This is a genomic window from Nocardioides sp. NBC_00850, from assembly GCF_045207335.1.
GTDB lineage: Bacteria > Actinomycetota > Actinomycetes > Propionibacteriales > Nocardioidaceae > Nocardioides.
Genome location: NZ_CP108845.1, coordinates 1410440 through 1428207 on the forward strand (window position 1 = coordinate 1410440; position 17768 = coordinate 1428207).

11 protein-coding genes are annotated in these 17768 nt (G+C 71.1%); 7 read left to right on the forward strand and 4 right to left on the reverse strand.

The window, feature by feature from the left end; all coding sequences use genetic code 11:
* Positions 1-76: 76 nt before the first annotated feature.
* The 6 genes from OH802_RS06920 (at position 77) to nagB (ending at position 6381) form a co-directional block, all read left to right on the forward strand.
* Entirely contained in the window at positions 77-1201 is a 1125-nt protein-coding gene (locus OH802_RS06920; protein WP_406026387.1) for an LLM class flavin-dependent oxidoreductase, read from the forward strand.
* Between the two features lie 364 nt (positions 1202-1565).
* The gene (locus OH802_RS06925) at positions 1566-2021 is read left to right on the forward strand and encodes an HNH endonuclease (protein WP_350718554.1); all 456 of its coding nucleotides are present in this window, start codon (positions 1566-1568) and stop codon (positions 2019-2021) included.
* Between the two features lie 89 nt (positions 2022-2110).
* Positions 2111-3229 (forward strand): ROK family protein, encoded by a 1119-nt coding sequence (locus OH802_RS06930; RefSeq protein WP_406026390.1) that lies wholly within the window; start codon positions 2111-2113, stop codon positions 3227-3229.
* A complete protein-coding gene (locus tag OH802_RS06935) occupies positions 3229-4680 on the forward strand; it encodes a glycoside hydrolase family 3 N-terminal domain-containing protein (RefSeq protein WP_406026392.1) in 1452 nt (483 codons plus the stop codon). Before OH802_RS06930 ends, OH802_RS06935 begins: the two co-directional genes overlap by 1 nt.
* The gene (locus tag OH802_RS06940) at positions 4677-5582 is read left to right on the forward strand and encodes an ROK family protein (protein ID WP_406026394.1); all 906 of its coding nucleotides are present in this window, start codon (positions 4677-4679) and stop codon (positions 5580-5582) included. Before OH802_RS06935 ends, OH802_RS06940 begins: the two co-directional genes overlap by 4 nt.
* A gap of 1 nt (position 5583) precedes the next feature.
* Positions 5584-6381: a glucosamine-6-phosphate deaminase gene (nagB, locus tag OH802_RS06945; protein ID WP_406026396.1), complete on the forward strand. Its 798-nt coding sequence runs from the start codon at positions 5584-5586 to the stop codon at positions 6379-6381.
* 9 nt (positions 6382-6390) lie between these two features.
* Here nagB and galT read toward each other — a convergent pair whose 3' ends face one another.
* From galT to OH802_RS06965, 4 genes are read right to left on the reverse strand one after another with little or no spacing between them, the layout of a single operon-like run.
* Positions 6391-7485, reverse strand: coding sequence for a galactose-1-phosphate uridylyltransferase (gene galT / locus OH802_RS06950; protein WP_406026398.1), 1095 nt, complete (start codon positions 7483-7485; stop codon positions 6391-6393).
* Between the two features lie 24 nt (positions 7486-7509).
* Entirely contained in the window at positions 7510-9078 is a 1569-nt protein-coding gene (locus tag OH802_RS06955) for a protein kinase domain-containing protein (protein WP_406026400.1), read from the reverse strand.
* Positions 9075-10409, reverse strand: coding sequence for an FHA domain-containing protein (locus OH802_RS06960; RefSeq protein WP_406026402.1), 1335 nt, complete (start codon positions 10407-10409; stop codon positions 9075-9077). The genes OH802_RS06955 and OH802_RS06960 overlap by 4 nt, the downstream gene beginning before the upstream one ends.
* A complete protein-coding gene (locus tag OH802_RS06965) occupies positions 10402-11229 on the reverse strand; it encodes a PP2C family protein-serine/threonine phosphatase (protein WP_406026404.1) in 828 nt (275 codons plus the stop codon). The genes OH802_RS06960 and OH802_RS06965 overlap by 8 nt, the downstream gene beginning before the upstream one ends.
* A gap of 232 nt (positions 11230-11461) precedes the next feature.
* Here OH802_RS06965 and OH802_RS06970 point away from each other — a divergent pair, with 232 nt between their 5' ends.
* The gene (locus tag OH802_RS06970; protein WP_406026406.1) at positions 11462-17767 is read left to right on the forward strand and encodes an Ig-like domain-containing protein; all 6306 of its coding nucleotides are present in this window, start codon (positions 11462-11464) and stop codon (positions 17765-17767) included.
* The last annotated feature ends 1 nt before the right edge of the window (position 17768 follow it).

A 17768-nucleotide genomic window follows, 5' to 3' on the forward strand; every position in this document is an offset into this window, starting at 1 on the left:
TGGCTGAGCCTGTCCCGAGGAGCGACACCAAGTGCGTTAGTCTATTAACTCAATCGACAATTTGAAGGAGTCTGGAATGAGCGCCCCCACCAACCCCGAGCTCCTCTGGTATCTGCCCAACTTCGTCGAGACCGGCCACCGTGGCGACACCGCGGCGCCGGAGGACGGCTACGGCACCCTCGACTACCAGGTCGGCCTCGCCGAGGCGGTCGAGAAGGCCGGCTGGACCGGCGCCCTGCTCGGCACCAGCTGGGGGAGGCCCGACACCTTCACCGTCGCGACGGCCCTGGCCGCGCGCACCACGACCTTCGAGCCGCTCATCGCGATCCGCCCGGGCTACTGGCGCCCGGCCAACTTCGCCACCTCGGCCGCCACCCTCGACCGGCTCAGCCGCGGCCGCGTGCGGGTCAACATCGTCTCCGGCCAGGACGACCTGGCCGCCTACGGCGACCGCGAGGACTCACGCGCGGCCCGCTACGCGCGGACCAAGGAGTTCATGCGACTGGTGCGGCGGCTGTGGACCGAGGAGAACGTCACCTTCGACGGCGACCACTTCCAGGTCGCCGGCTCCACGATCACCCCGCGTCCGTACGCCACTGAGGGCCGCCCGCACCCCAGGCTCTACTTCGGCGGCGCGTCCCCGGAGGCCGAGGCGGTGGCCGCCGCCGAGGCCGACGTACAGCTCTTCTGGGGCGAGCCGCTGGACGGCATCGCCGAACGGGTCGAGCGCCTACGTGGCCTGCAAGGGTCGCTGGACCGCGACCTCGCGCCGCTCGAGTTCGGGCTGAGGATCACCACGCTGATCCGCGACACCCGCGAGGAGGCTTGGCGCGACGCGGAGGAGAAGGTACGCCGGATGGCCGACTCCGTCGGAGACCGCGAGTTCCGCCGCGGTCGGTCAGCGGTCGGGCAGAGCCGGCTCCTCGACCTCGCCGACCGTGGCGACGTGCTCGACGAGTGCCTCTACACCGCTCCTGGGAAGTACGGCGGCGGTGGCGCCGGAACCACCTGGCTGGTCGGCTCCGCGGACGACGTCGCCGCCGCGCTGGGCCGCTACCAGGAGCTCGGCGTGACCCACTTCGTCCTCTCGGACACGCCCTATCGGACCGAGGTCGCTCGGGTCGGCGAGGCGCTGATCCCGAGGCTCCGAGAGGCGGACCGGGTCGCGCTAACGGGCCCAAACGGTGTACGTCGGGCGTAGTTAACCGGAAAGACACGGTCCTGACCTGCGAAAACCGTTGGTAGGTGGAGGGTGTTCGCTCTATTCTGGTAGCACCCGGTTTCGCCGCCGGGTGCCAACACTTGACCTTTTGAAGGGCCCACCATGAGCACGCAGCACTCGACCACCGCCCCGGCGGCCTGGTCGCTGACCGCTGCGCACGAGCGCGACCCTCATGCCCGCGGGAGCCGACAGTGACCTGGGTGCATAGCTGCACCGGATCACTCCGGGCCGCTCCTGCGAGACATGTCTGTCTCGTCGGGGCGGCCCCCTTTTTGTTTCAGCCCAGTGTTTCCACCCGATCTGCACGCGATCTCTATCCGACTCTCCTGGGAGGTAACCGAGTATGACCACGACCATGGGCGCCGTGACCCTGTATAACGCCTCCTTCGAGCCGCTCGGGAGGGTCTCGTTCAAGCACGCCGTGCGGATGCTGTTCCGTGAGGTGGCGGTGGTTCACGAGCAACAGGGCGACAAGATGATCGGGCCACATCCATGGCCCAAGGCGGTGCGGCTGGTCCGCTATATCGCCATGCATTGGATGTACCGGCCGGCCGGCTACTCCCGCGAGGGAGTGCTCAAGCGCGACCAGCATCGTTGTGCCTACTGCGGCGGCCACGCCCGCACCATCGACCACCTGCTGCCACAGTCACGCGGCGGCAGATGGACGTGGATGAACACCGTGGCGGCGTGCGGCAAGTGCAACGGCCGCAAGGGCAACCGCACCCCCGAGGAGGCCCACATGGTCCTCCGCATCGAGCCGTACGTCCCGACCCGTGCCCAGCTTGCAGCCATCATCTGATCGCCGATGTGCCGTTTTCTGCCCGCGAGGCGGGCCAAATCGCCGTGTCGACTTGACGCAGCATTAATAAGTACGATGGACTAACAAACATGTCCAAGGCGAGACGTCGTACGTTGCGGCCGATCGGTAAGTTGCTGCAGGAGGATGCGCGGCGGCATCACCGATCCCTGGTGCTCCAGCACCTCTTCGCGGTGGGTCCGGCGAGTCGTGCCGACCTGGCTCGATCCTCGGGTCTGACCCGGGCGACGGTCTCCGATCTGGTGGGCAGCCTGCTCGAGGACGGGCTCGTCGAAGAGCTCGGCGCGCCGGTGGAGAGCAGGGTCGGGAAGCCGCCGATGCTGGTCGGTCTCGCCGCCGACGCCACCCACATCGTGACCATCGACGTCTCCGGTGACGATCAGGTCGCCGGGGCCGTGCTCAACCTGACCGGCGATGTCGTCCACCGCACCACCAGGTGCCGGGAGGGCCGCACCGGAAGCGAGGCCGTACGCCTCGTGAAGGAGCTGGTCACCGAGCTGATCGCGAGCACCGACCGGCCGATCCTCGGCATCGGGATCGGCAGTCCAGGTGTCGTCGCGGCCGACGGCACCGTCGTCGCCGCGCCCAACCTGGGCTGGACCGATGTCGCTCTGGCCGATCAGGTGCGTCGTGAGACCGGCCGACCGACGTACGTCGCCAACGACGCCAACACCGCAGTGCTGGGGGAGTACACCTTCGGCCAGTCCGGCGACGGCGGGCTGATGCTCGTGCGGGTCGGCACCGGTGTCGGTGCGGGGCTGGTGCTCGAAGGGGCGCTGCTGCACGGGTTCGTCGACGCCGCCGGCGAGGTCGGGCACGTGACCGTCGACCCCGAGGGCCCGCTGTGCGCATGCGGCCGCCAGGGCTGCCTGGAGACCTTCCTCGCGGTGCCGCGCCTGCGGGAGCGCCTCGAGACAGCCCACGACGATGCGCTCGTGGAAGCCGGCGAACATCTTGGAAAGGCATTGGCCCCTGTGGTCGGAACCCTGAATCTTCACGAGCTGGTCCTCTCCGGGCCGGCCGACCTCCTGGACGGACCGCTGCGCGAGACCGCCGACCGGATCATCCGCGAGCGGACGATGCCGGTCAGCGGCGAGCCGCTGGAGTTCCGTACGTCGACGCTCGGCGAGGACGTCGTCATCGTCGGCGCCGCGGTGCTGGTCCTCGCCGGAGAACTGGGGGTGTCGTGATGCCTTCCCCGACCACCGTCGAGACCCTGGCGCTGCGCGTCCAGGTCTCCGCCTTCGCCGGACCCACCCTGCCGCCCGGCTACGCCGAGCTGCTCCGCGACGGCTTGGGCGGAATCTGCCTCTTCGGCCCCAACACCGAGGCCGGTGAGGATTCCGTACGCAGCCTGGCGGCCGAGATCCGGGCCGCATCCGAAGAGGGTGGCTGGTCGCCGGTGATCACCATCGACGAGGAGGGCGGGGACGTGACCCGCCTGGAGGCGCTCACCGGTTCCTCGGTGCTCGGCGCCGCCGCCCTCGGCGCGGCCGACGACCTGGCGTTGACCGAGGAGACCGGCCGGGCGGTGGGGTTGCGGCTGGCGCGAGCCGGCATCAACCTCAACCTGGCACCCGTCGCCGACGTGAACTCCAACCCCGACAACCCGGTGATCGCGACCCGGTCGTTCTCCCACGACGCCGGCGTGGCCGCCAAGCACGTGGCTGCATGGGTGAAGGGCCTGGAGTCGACCGGCGTCGCCGCCTGCGTCAAGCACTTCCCTGGCCACGGCGACACCGGCCAGGACAGCCACGTCGCACTCCCCGTCCTCGACGCGTCCCTGGACACGTTGCGTGACCGTGAGCTGGTCCCGTTCCTGGCGGCCGCCGAGGCCGGTGCCGCCTCGGTGATGACCTCCCACATCATGGTGCCGGCGCTGGACCCCGAGCTGCCCGGCACGCTCTCCGCGCCGGTGCTGGGACTGCTGCGCGAGCTGGGCTACGACGGGCCGATCGTCTCCGACGCCCTCGACATGGCCGGTGCGTCGGCGAGCCGGGGGATCCCCGCCGCTGCGGTGCTCTCGCTCAAGGCAGGCGCCGATCTGCTCCTCCTCGGCCCCGACAAGCCCATCTCGCTGGTCCACGACACGACCGCCGCGATCGTGGCGGCGGTCGACTCCGGTGAGCTGCCGCTGGAGCGGCTCCAGGACGCGGTCGCGCGCATCGACCGGCTGCTCGCCGACCTCACCGACGCGCAGCAGCGACCGGACGGCGCACTCGACCCTCGGTTCGAGGAACGCTCGGTCGAGGGCGCTCGCCGGGCGCTCGCAACGGCCAGCGACGACCTCGCCGCGATCGCCGACCTCGCCGGTGCCCGGGTCGTGACCGTCGACACCGAGGCCAACATCGCTGTGGGCGATGTGCCCTGGGGGCTGCCGCCGGACATCGTCATCCGCCCCGGCGACCCGCTCCCGGATCTCCCCGACGCACCCCTCATCGTGCAGGTGCGTGACGCGCACCGCCGTCCCGAGGTCGGCCGGACCGTCGCCGAGCTCCCGGGCGCCGTGGTGCTGGTGGAGTGGGGGTGGCCCGGGGCGTACGACGGACCGGGGCTGCCGCGGCTGTGTCCGCAGGGGTTCTCCCTGCCGGGCGTGGCCGCCGTGACCGAGGTGCTGCGACGATCGGGCTGGAACCGGTGAACGGCGCACGGGTGGGCCTCGACATCGGCGGCACCAAGATCCACGGCATCGCGATCGGTGCCGACGGGGCGGTGCTGGCCGAGGACCGTGCCGCCACCACCCCCGGCGGTGAGGGCGTCGTGAAGAGTGCGGCCGCGGTGGTCGCGAGCCTGCGTGACGCGCTCGACGGCGGCGAGATCCGCTCGATCGGCGTCGGCATCCCCGGCATCGTCGACACCCGCGCCGGCACCGTGAAGCATGCGGTCAACCTGGGCCTGGACGGCGACGCCTTCCCGCTCGCGGAGCTGCTCGGCGCCCGCACCGGAGCGGTCGTCACCCTCGAGAACGACACCAACGCGGCGACCCTCGGCGCGCACGCGGTCGAGGACGTCGATGACCTGGTCTACCTCTCGCTCGGCACCGGTCTGGCGGCCGGTCTCTACCTCAGCGGTGCGCTCCGCCGAGGCTTCCACGGCGCAGCCGGGGAGGTCGGACACCTCCCGGTCGACCCGGAGGGCCCGGTGTGCGGGTGCGGCCAGCGCGGCTGCCTCGAGCTGGTCGCCTCGGGTGCCGCGCTCGCGGCGGCTTGGCCGACTGCCACCGGCCACCCAGCCGCGGCGCTCTTCGCCGCAGCCGCCTCGGGCGACCCGGCGGCCGTGATCGTGCGGGACCGGTTCGCCGACGGCGTCGCCGCGGCCGTACGCTCCCTCGCTCTCGCCGTCGACCCCGAACGCGTCGTCATCGGCGGGGGTGTCGCGACCGTCGGCGAGCCGCTGCGGGAGGCGATCGCGCTCGCGCTGGTCCGGCAGACCGAGACGTCGCCCTTCCTCGCCTCCCTCGAGCTGGCCTCGCGCCTGCGGGTGGTCTCGGCCGCCCCGGTTGCCGCCATCGGCGCCGCTCTGATCACCCCGACGAAGGACTGACATGGAAGTAGTTGTCCTCGACACCCCCGCCGAGGTGGCATCCCTCGCCGCGGACACGATCGAAGACGTCGTACGCCGCCGGGCGGCCGCCGGCACCCCCGCGGTGCTCGGGCTGGCCACCGGCTCGACGCCGCTGGCGACGTACGAGGAGCTCATCCGGCGCGCCCGGGACGGTCGCGGGCCGTCCTATGACGGTGTGGAGACGTTCAACCTGGACGAGTACGTCGGCCTCGCCGACGGGCACGAGCAGTCCTATCTGGCGACCATCCGGCGCGAGTTCACCGACGCGATCGGCATCCCGCCCGAGCGGGTCCACGGACCCGATCCGACCGAGGAGACGCTGCCGACGGCAGGGGAGCGCTACGAGGCGGCGATCGTGGCCGCGGGCGGGATCGAGGTGCAGATCCTCGGCATCGGCTCCGACGGCCACCTGGCCTTCAACGAGCCCGGCTCGTCGCTGGCCTCGCTGACCCGGATCAAGACGCTCACCGCCACGACGCGCAAGGACAACGCGCGCTTCTTCGGTTCACCCGACGCGGTGCCGCACCACGTGCTCACCCAGGGCCTCGGCACCATCACCCGAGCCGGCCACCTGCTCCTCCTCGCCACCGGCGAGGGCAAGGCCGAGGCGGTCGCCGCCGCGGTCGAGGGCCCGGTCTCGGCGACCTGCCCGGCGTCGGTCCTGCAGCTCCACGGCCACGTCTCGGTCCTCCTGGACGAGGCCGCCGCCTCCCGGCTCGTACGCCGCGACTACTACCGCGAGGTCTACGCCGGGAAGCCGGACTGGCAGGGGCTCTAGAGCCCGGCCTCAGAACGCAGTGCGGAGCCGCTCGGCAGCGGTCTCCGGCGGGATGTCGTTGACCCAGAGCGCGACGCCGGACTCGATGCCGGCCAGGTACTTCAGCCGTCCCGGCGCCCGCCGGATGGTGAAGATCTCGGCGGCCAGGTGCCAGGTGTCCTCGCGGCCGGTCGGAGCCTGCTGCCAGCCGGCGATGTAGGGAACCGGGCCGGCGTCGTCGAGCCCGTCCATCCGCCGCAGGCACTCCTGGTAGAGCGCGGCGAGGTCGTCCATCTCGTCGGCGGTCAGTCCGGGCAGCGAGCCCACGTGGCGCCGCGGCACCACGCGGATCTCGTAGGGCCAGCGGCCGGCGTAGGGGACGTACGCAACGAACGTCCCGTTCTCGGTCACCACCCGCGACCCGTCGGCGATCTCGTCGGCGAGCACCGCACACTGCAGGCACTCGCCGGTCTCGTCGCGATGGGCGTCGGCGGCGTTCACCAGGGACTCGATCCGCGGCGGCAGCACCGGCATGGCGTAGATCTGCCCGTGCGGGTGCTGCAGCGTCACCCCGATCTCCTCGCCGCGGTTCTCGAAGCAGAAGACGTACGCCACCTCCGGCATCGCCGTCAGCTGCTCGGTGCGATGGGCGAGTGCCGCGAGCACCGTCCGCACCCGCTCGGGAGGGAGATCGACGAAGCTCTGCTCGTGGTCGCTGGTGAAGCAGACGACCTCGCACCGGCCGCGCCCCGGCTGGGAGACGAACGGCTCCCCGGTCGCCTCACCGACCGCGACCGTCGAGAGCGCCGGGAACCGGTTCTCGAAGGCCACCACGTCGTAGCTCTCGGCCGGGATCTCGGTCAGCCGCCCGTCCACCGACGGGCACAGCGGGCACTCGTCCGAGGGCGGCTTGAACGTACGCGTCTGCCGGTGCCCCGCCACCGCCGTCCAGGTCGCGGTCAGCCGGTCCCAGCGCAGCTGCGACCCGCCCGCCCGCGGCTCCAGCGGCCGCTCGTCGTGCACCGACCGAAGCGTCGGCTGCTCGTCGAAGAACCAGATCTCGCGTCCGTCCGCCAGCTTCGCTGACGTCGCCACCGGGTTGGTCGGCGCAGGGGTGTTCGGCATGCGCCCAGTATCGCCTGCGCCGGGCTACTTGCTGACGCAGGCCTGGGCTGCGCCCTGGGAGACGTTGCCGTTCTCGCCGAGGGAGCGGACCTGGATGCAGACCTTGGTGGCGCCGTCGAGGCGTACGACCGCCTTGGGACGGTCCACGTTGCCGCTGGTTGAGTTGTCGCCGACCCACTTGTAGCCGGTCGCTCCGGGCACGCCGGACCAGGTGAAGACGGCGCGGTTTCCCTTGAGGGTGCCCTTGACCTTGCCCGGGGCGGCTGGGCCGGTGACACCGGGGAGGTCGGTCTCGACGGGCGGGGGCGGGACCTCGTCGGGCTTCTCGTCCTCGCCGCCGCGGGAGAGCACGATGCCGATGGCGGCTGCGATGAGGAAGAGGACGACGACGCCGATGATCGCCGGGGTCTTGCTGCGGCTCTCCGACGGGCGCGCGCCGGTGAGGACGGACGGGCCCTCCTCCGTCCGCGGGTAGCTGAACCGGGTGCGGTCGGCCGAGGCCGAGCCGGCATCCGCCACCGGCGCCGACGCGAGCGAGGCCGGCGGCTGGGTGATCGGCGCCTGCGCGATCACCTGGGACGGCGGCTTGAGCTCGGTGGCCTTCTCCATCTCCGGGTCGGAGGGCGGAGAGGGGAGACGTGAACGTCCCGAGCCCGTGGTCGGGCCCTCACCCCGCGCCGCCGGAATGTCGGGAACGACCGGGATCGACCCGCTGCCACCGGCATCGCGGTCGAGGACCTGCACCTCGGTGCGTCCCAGCCGCAGCTCCTGCTCGATCCGCTGGAAGTGGCGGGCCAGGTCGAGGACCGTCCGCGGCCGGTAGGTCGGGTCCTTCGCCATCGCCTGCTGCAGCACCCGGTCCAGCGACGGAGGTACGTCGGCCCGGCCCGTGGCCGGCGGAGCGGTGTGCAGGATGCGGGAGAAGACGGCGCGGTCGGAGTTGTTGCCCCGCTCCGCGAACGGCGAGCGGCCCACGAGCAGGTGCCAGACGGTCGCGGCCAGCGAGTAGACGTCGGAGGCGACCGAACCGTTGGAGGCCGAGGTGAGGACCTCGGGCGGCGACCACGGCAGCGAGACCCCGATGTCACCCTCGTCGTCGCGCGGGCGGCCGGCGATGCCGAAGTCGGCCAGGCCGGGCACGTCGTAGCGGGAGAGCAGGATGTTGGACGGCTTGATGTCGCGGTGGATGATCCCGGCGCGGTGCGCGGTCTCGACTGCAGACGCCATCTGGATCCCGAAGCGCAGCGCGTCCTGCACCTTCATCGGGTTGTTGCGTACGCGGGCACCGAGGTCGGCGTTGGGGTAGTAGCCCATCACCAGGTAGGGGCGGCCGTCCGGCGTCTCGCCGGCGCTGTGCACCGGCACGATGAACGGGTGCTCGGCCAGCTCGGCCATGACCGCCGCCTCCGCCGCGAACTGCGCCCGCTGCGTCTCGGCGAGGTCGGAGGACCGCATCAGCTTCACCGCGACCCGGACCTTCGGGTGGTGGCGCTCGTAGAGGTAGACGTCGGCGAAGCCGCCCGAGCCGAGCCGGCCCAGGCAGGTCATCCCCGGCAGCTCGGGACCGAGCTCGGGGTGTGGCGTCTGCGTCACCCGAGGACCTCGTAGTTCAGGTTGATCGATCCGGCGAGACTCACCACGGCGCCCGGCTCCAGGGCGTACTCCTCCATCGGCCGCATCTGCTGCGGACGTCCGCCGGGCAGGGTCAGGTAGGACCCGTTGGCGGAGCCGAGGTCGCGGACGAGCACCTGCCACTCCTCCAGGCGCACCTCGGTGTGCAGCCGGCTGATGTCGGGCAGCATCACCTTCACCAGATGCGGAGGTACGCCACCAGCCCCCGTGTTGCCACTGGCATCAGCGCGCGGCGACCGCCCGAAGACGGCACCCCGGTCCAGGATGACGACTCGGCCGTCGCCCAGCTTGAGCTGGCCCAGCGCGGGGCGCGGGACCGAGACCGGCTGCTGGTGAGGCGGCAGCGCCATCCGGCAGATGCGGCAGGTCGGGGAGTAGGGCGGCGAGGCGTGGCCCTGCGGGCAGTAGACCGCCCACACCGTCGGCCCGCCCGCCGGCGGCACCGGGGTCGGCGTCGCGACGTCGCGGACCCGGGTCGCCATGTCGTTGGGCGGGGTCGGCGCGGGCGCGGGCATCGGGGGAGGCGGCGGGGAGGGCCGCGACGCGGGCGGCGACACGGGCGGGGGTGAGGGCTGCCGGTCCGGCGGACCCCATGCGTTCGGGTCGGGCTTCTTGGCACCCTTCTTGCGCCACGGAAGCCCGTCGATGATGCCCTTCTTGGACTCGGGCGCGGGCTGGGAGGGTGCCACCGGTGGCGGCGGCACCGGCGCCGGGGGAGGACTCTGGAACGACGGGACGCCCGGCATCCCGGGAGGGGGCGAGGCCGGCGGCGGAGAGGCCGCCAGGTCCGAGCGCCGGATGGTGTGGTCCAGCGGCGCCATGGTCGAGTCGACCGGCGCCTGCGCGGAGAAGTCGGGGTCGAAGACGACGTCCAGCGAGCGCGCGTGGGCGGTGTCGACCAGCGGCTGGTCCTCCTCCATCCCGCCCCAGGCCCCGTTGGCGAGCTCGGCCCGCTCGGGGACGGCGGCGAAGTGGCCGTCGGCCCACTTGCCGGAGACGTCGATGCCGTCGATGAAGACCGGCACCTCGTTGACGACGGCGGTCACCTTGGCAGGGGAGCGCACGGCGTACCGCACCCGCGGACCCTCGCGCCCGATCAGCGCGAAGCCGGGGGCTCGCGGCCCGTCGGCGGAGAGCAGCCCGGCGATCGCGTCGACCGGCCGGGGGTCGGCAAGGGCGGCCTGGACGCCGCCGACCCGGGGGTCACCGGGCCCGAGCTGCACCAGCGCCCAGCACCGGTCGCCCTTCAACGCGAGCCAGTGCCCAGCACAGTAGGTAGCGGTATCACTCATGGGACGACGAGACGTCCCCTGCGGATCGTGAGGAGCCTGATGTCGAGACGTCAGTCTCCGCGGGGGCGGCGAAGAGCGAGGGAGGGGGTGTCACGAGTACCACAGTGACATTGTCGCGCCCGCCCGATGCAACCGCAGCGTCCACCAGCCTCTGGGCGAGGTTGTCGATGCTTCCGCCGACACCGAGCGTCTTGGACGCGATCTCATGGATCTCGTGGTCCTCGAGCTCGCCGGTGAGGCCGTCGGAGCAGAGCAGGAAGATGTCGTCGGGCGCCACGGCCATCAGCCAGGTGTCGGCCTCGGGAGACGGGTAGGTGCCGAGCGACCGGGTGATGACGTTGCGCAGCGGGTGGACGCGGGCCTCCGCGGCGGTGATCATCCCCGCCTTGACCATGACGGCGACCTCGGAATGGTCGATGGTCACCTGTGTGACGCCGGCCGGCGAGAGCCGGTAGACGCGCGAGTCGCCGACGTTGAACACCAGCCAGTGGGGAGCGCCCTCGAACTCGACGAGCGCCACGCCGGTCAGGGTCGTACCCATGCCCTGCTTCTCGGAGTTGCGAGCCGCCTCCGAGGTGATCGCGGAGTTGGCGGCGTGGACGGCGTCCTGGATGTCCTCGGGAACCGGGCAGATGGTCGCGAAGCGGCTCTGGAAGGTCTCCACCGCGAGGGCACTGGCGACATCGCCGCTGGCATGACCGCCCATCCCGTCGGCGACGACGGCCACCGCGGGCAGCATGACGAACGAGTCCTCGTTCACTTCGCGGACCCGGCCGACATCAGTCGCCCCCGCGGCACGCAGGGCTGGGTAAGCGGTCATGCTGTTCCTTTGCGGTGCCAATTATCTGGGGCATCCCGGGCAGGATGCGAAAATAGTGGTGCTGGAAGCGGACACTTTAGAACATCCCGTACGGTATCGGTGAGCGTGTTCACTGAGCCGTGTGCCACGTTTGGCTAGTTCGTGTGGCTTCTACCCTGAGGCGCGCCTAGAGTAAGCCAGACTTTTTGTGTCGGCTGGCCATTTGGCATGGAAGGACTTGGGGAGAGTCTTGGTGGCACGTTTCGGGATGGCGCCCGGGTGGATGCGGCGTCATCGGACCTCCATCGCGTCCTGGGCAGCTCTTGCCGTCGTTGCGAGCGGTTTGACCGTCTACGCGATCCAGTCGACGGGCTACCCCGTGCACAAGGCCGACCTCGACGACGGCGGCATCTGGGTGACCAACCAGTCCTGGGGCACCCTGGGCCGCCAGAACCGCCCCGTCGCCCAGCTCGACGGTGTCGTCTGGGCGGGCAACGAGACCGGGTCCAGGTCCGAGCGCGCCGGCCTCGACGTGGTGCAGAACGGCATCGCGGTGGCCTCCGTCGACCGCGACGCCCGCACCATCACGCCGGTCAACACCAAGCTCGCCGAGGGCGTCGACGACGACGCGGTGACCGTGAAGGACAGCCGCGTGGTGATGGGCGGCAACACCATCGGCGTCGCCGAGCAGAAGACCGGCAAGGTCTGGCTCACCTCTGTCGATCCGACGGCCGGCGTCGGCGACCTCTCCGACCTCTCCGGCTCCACGAAGCCCACCGAGACGGTCGGCGCCGACGCGGTGCTCACGATCGGCACCGACGGGACCGCGTACGCCGTCTCCGCCGCAAAGCGGACGCTGACCGCCTTCGCCCCGGACGGTGAGCGGTTCGCCGGTCCCGAGGAGACCAAGCTCCCGAAGGCTCCGGAGTACGCGGAGACCCCGACCTCGGCGACCGTCGTCGGCAACGACGTCATCACCCTCGATCAGGCCGGCTGGTTGCTCGGCGCCTCCAAGGGCTCCGACATCGCCGTGGACTTCGGTGACACCGCGGAGAGCGCGGTTCTCCAGCAGCCCTCCGTCAAGGCCAAGGAGGTGCTCGTCGGCGACGCGACGGGCCTCAAGGCCGTCGCCCTGAGCAACGGCGAGATCCGCCACGTCGCCGAGTCCGCCGGTGACCCGGCCGCCCCGGTCCGGCTCGGCGACTGCGTCTTCGGTGCCTGGGCCAACGGCTCGACCGGCTCGGTGGTGACCCAGTGCGGCGAGGGCGAGCCGATCCTGGGCGAGATCCCGACCCTCGGCCCGGCCGCCGAGCTGGAGTTCCGGATCAACCGTGGCCAGCTGGTGCTCAACGACCTGCGCAACGGTGATGTCTGGGAGATCGATGGAGCCGACATCAAGAAGATCTCCAACTGGGAGGCGTTCCAGCCGCAGACCCAGAAGCAGAACCAGAAGAAGGACAAGCAGCAGCAGCAGACCAAGGCCGCCCAGGCGCCGAAGGCCAAGGACGACCAGCTCGGTGCCCGCGCCGGACGCACCACGGTCCTGCACGTTCTCGACAACGACTCCTCGGCCAAGGACTCGATCCTGAGCGTGGTCTCGGTCGGCGAGGCCTCCGTCAAGGGCGTCGAGGCCACCATCGCCCCCGACCGGCAGTCGGTCCTGGTGACCGCCCCCGAGTCGGCGCAGGGGAAGAAGACCAGCTTCAAATACACCGTCGACGACGGGATGAAGGGCAAGGCCGGCCAGGACGACGCCAGCGTCGAGCTCAGCATCGAGGGCTCGGGCGGCACCGGCAAGCCGACGCTGCGCGAGCACTACACACCGACCGACTACACCGTTGCGGCCGGCGGCACCGTGGAGATCCCGGTGGTCGGCGACTGGCGCGACGAGCGCTACGGCGACCCGGTCACCGCTCAGTCCCCGACCGCGTCCAAGGGCAAGGCGAGCGTGACCCCTGACGGGCTGCTGCGCTACACCGCCGCGACGGACGCCTCGGGCAGCGAGAACCTCGGCTATCAGGTCAGCACCGGCGGCAAGCCGTCGAAGGACAAGGTGCGGGTCAACATCGTCGCCGGAGCGACCACCGCCTCCCCGGAGCCGAAGGACGACGTCGCCGAGGGCACCCAGGGCTCCTGGGTGACGATCCGCCCGCTCGACAACGACATCCCCGGCGCCGACCCGTCCAACCTCGACGCGAGTCTCACCCTCGCCGGCGACGTCCCGCCCAAGGGCGGCCTCGAGGTGAGCACCGACCGGGAGACCGGCGTCGTGCGCGCCCGCGGGAGCTCGCCGGGCACCTACCAGCTGAGCTACAACGCCGGGTTCGGAGCCGCGAAGCCCGCCGCGGCGAAGATCCGCGTCGACGTCAAACCGGCCTCCCAGGCGGCGGACGAGCCGATCGCGACGCCGGACACGACCGCCGTCCTCGGCACCTCGACCCGCACCCTCGACGTCCTCGCCAACGACTACGACTCCCGGGGCCGGCTGCTCGCCGTGACCCATGCCGAGCCGGTCGGCGACAGCGACCTGACGGTCGCGGTGCTCGACGGGCGCTGGCTGCGGATCCAGGCGTCCAAGCCCGACATGGACCCGTCCACCCAGGCGATCCGCTACACGATCAGCAACGGCGCGGCCGAGGCCGAGGGATCGGTGACGGTGAGCCAGCGACCGGCGCTGCGCGGCGCCGAGAACGCCCCCGAGGCGGTCGACGACGAGGCCACGGTCAGGGCCGCCGACTCCGTCTCGATCCCGGTCCTCGACAACGACTCGACGCCCTCGGGTGACCCGGTCGGCCTGGTCGTCGACCAGACCATCGAGACCAAGGGCCAGCTGCAGGTGCTGGGCCAGCCGACGGTCGGTGAGGCCTACATCGACGGCAACCGGGTCCGCTACGTCGCCCCCGAAGACGTGAAGGGGCCGGTCGACGTCGACGTCCGCTACGTCGTGCAGAACACCGGCGACCCGTCCGCGGAGCACTCCTCGGGCAACATCCGCATCCATGTCAAGCCGCTGCCGAAGAAGAAGGCCGACAACTCCGCGCCCGCGCCGAAGGCGCTGGAGTCGCGGGTGGTCCAGGGCGACGAGGTCACGCTGCGGCTGCCCACGGTCGGCACCGACCCCGACGGCGACTCGGTCTCGGTGACCAGGATCAACAGCGCGCCCGCCTACGGCCGCGTCCTGGCCCACGGCGCCAACACGATCACCTACCAGGCCTTCCCCAACGCCGCGGGCACCGACGAGTTCACCTACGAGGTCAGCGACCCGTTCGGTGCCGTCGCGACCGGCACGGTCCGGATCGCCGTCGTCGCGCCCGGCGCGCCCCAGCGCCCGGTCGCCGTCGACGACCTGGTCACGCTCGACCCCGCCAAGAAGCTGACCTACGACGTGCTCGCCAACGACCTGCGTACGCCGGGGACCGAGCTGCACCTGGCCTCGACCGACGCGACCGAGGGCTCCAACGTCAAGCAGCGCTCCGACGGCATCGTCACCGTCCAGGGTGGCTCCGGCGAGCCGTTCCAGCACGTCCCCTACCGAGCCACCACGGGTCTCCACGAGGACACCGGCGAGCTCGCGATCCGCTATCAGGAGGGTTACGACAACCCGCCGATGGCGGGGATCGTGGTCGCCCACCCCGAGGGTGACTCGTCGACCACCACCGTCGACGTGATGACCAAGGTGACCGACATCGACGACTCGCTCGAGGACCTCACCGTCGACGCGGTCAAGGGTCCCTCGGTCGGCGAGGACGAGTCCAAGCCGAAGATCGAGGACGGCAAGGTCACCCTGCCGGTCGGCGACAACACCCGGGTGTGGACCTACCGGGTCACCGACCCCGACGGCGCCCAGGCGGTCGGCTCGATCTACGTCCCCGCCCGCCCCAAGGACGCCCCCTACCTGAAGCCGGGCTCCGAGCTCCAGCTCAACCCGGGCGAGACCAAGAACGTCGACATCACCGACTACGTCGAGGACCCCGAGGGCGACCCGGTCGTGCTGACCACGACCGACAAGATCGTGGCCGCTCCCGAGGGCATGCTCAACACCGGCGACACCACCGCGACGACCGTCAAGGTCACCGCCGGTGAGACCAAGGGTCCGGCGACCCTGACCTTCGAGGTCGCCGACCGCGAGAAGATCACCTCCGCCGACGCTCACCTCTCGGTGATCTCGCTGCCGGTCCAGATCGGCAAGGAGGAGCCGGAGATCAACTGTCCGAGCACCCCGGTCGAGGTCCCGGAGAGCGGCAACGGTGCGCTGGTCGACATCGCCGCCATCTGCCACGTGTGGACCGCCGACCCGGGCGACGCCGACGACCTCGACTTCACCGCCGAGGTCGGCGACGGGCTCGACGGGGTCGAGGTCAAGCCCGAGGACGGCGGTCTACGGCTCACCGCCGAGCACGCCGACGCCGGCGCCCAGGGCGCCCTGGAGATCGGCGTCGAGGGCACGGACGCGACCGGACAGCTCCTGGTCACCGTCATCGCGTTGCCAGCCCCGTCGCTCTCGCCGATCAAGCCGCTGCAGACCGAGGCCGGAAAGACGGTCGCGATCGACATCGCCGACTATCTGCAGACACCGGTGCCGTCGGAGTCTCAGGAGGTGGTGATCACCAAGCTCGACCCGGTCGATGGCGACTCGCCCGACATGGGCAAGGCCAGCGGCTCGAAGATCACCTTCAACACGCCCGAGGAGGGTCACGGCCACTACCGCTACGCGATCGAGGTCAGCGACTCCGGCAAGGACTCCAAGCGCGTCAAGGCCACCGGCGTCATCGAGGTGGACGTCATCGACGTCCCCGGCGCGCCGACGGGGCTGCGTACGACCTCCGACTTCCTCTCCAACGTCGTCGCACTGTCGTGGAACGCGCCGAAGGACAACGGCGACGACCCGATCCAGCGCTACGAGGTCGAGGCCAACGGCGACCACGTCCAGGACTGTCCGTCGACCTCGTGCCGGATCACCGGGCTGAAGAACGGTGTCGTCTACGACTTCCGCGTGCGCGCGGTGAACTCCGTGGGCCCGAGCCGTGAGTGGAGCAACTCGGCCGAGGGCGAGCCCGACGCCTACACCGGTCCGGTGCAGAACCTGCGGGTCACCCGTCAGCGCGACCACAAGGTCGAGCTGAGCTGGAGCAAGCCGGCCCCGTGCGACTGCTCGGATGTGCAGAAATACCGGATCAGCTGGCCGGGCGGCGGCATCAAGGACATCTCCGCAGGTCAGACGAGCTATCCGGCGGCGGTCAGCTCCAACGGCGACCCGGTGCAGTTCACCGTCGTCCCGCTCAACGACAAGGGCGTCAAGACCAACAAGGGTCCGACGGCGACGGTCGAGGGGATGGGTGCCGGCAAGCCGGACACCCCGGCGACCCCGACCTTCGAGTGGGCCAACACGGCCAACAACTCCGGCAAGGCGGTGACCGTCTCGTGGAGCCCGGTCGCGGCCAACGGCCCGGCACCGGTCACCTATGAGGTACGCCGCACCGGCGGCACCGGCGAGAAGATCGTCTGCTCCTGGGTGGCCGAGACCAGCTGTCGCGACGACGTCGCCAACGACGGCACGATCTACACGTACGCCGTCAGGGCACGGAACGCGGAGGCGACCTCGCCGCGCGAGACGGGGTCCGGCGGCTCGCCGGAGGCGCACATCTCCAGCTACTCCGCGGGCGGCAAGGTCGAGGCGGCAGCGACGCCCGAGGCGGTCTCGTTCGCGAGCGCGACCCCGACCGGGGCAAACGGCACGGCCGAGATCGTCTTCACCCCGCAGGCCTCGCACGGCAAGACCAACCGGGTCGAGTGCCTGCGCAACGGCTCCTCCTGCGGGAGCTGGACCTATCCGCCCGACGGCGCCGGCCAGCAGACCAAGACGATCACCGGCTTCACCAACGGCACCTCGACGGCCGTCCAGCTGCGTGCGTGCAACGACTCCTCCGGTGGCACCGGGGCCGGGGCGTCCTGCGGCGCCTGGTCGTCGAAGAACGTGACCACCTACGGCCCGCTGGGCACGCCGTCGATCTCGGCGAGCGTCGACGGCAACAAGGTCAACTGGAACGTCAACTACAACCCCAACGGCAAGGCTGCGACCGTCACCGTCAAGCGTGGTGGCACCGAGGTCGCCCAGTTCGGCACGGGCACCGGCGCGGGCAGCCGCTCGGGCACGGACACCGCGCCCGAATGGAACACGTCCTACACCTACACCGTGACCATCAGTGACTCCCCGCGGGCGAGCAAGTCCGACTCGGTCACGGTGCGGACCGACCCGCCGCCGGACCCGATCCTCGAGGTGAACAAGGCCGGCGAGTGCTCGGGCGCATCCTGCCCCGAGCCGGACGTGGCGTGTGGCGGCACCTGTTGGTACGTCGGCTCGACCATCACCGACCTCGCCTTCCCCGGCAAGACCTGGGAGTGCAGCACCAACTCCACCACCTCGCGTTGGAATGTGAACATCGGGAGCAACGGCAAGGGCACGGGCAGCGGTCGCGGCTGGGTCGGCGCCAACACCCCGTTCCGAGTGACCTGCACGACCTCCGGTCGACCCAATCTTTCGAAGAACGTTACGTGGTAGG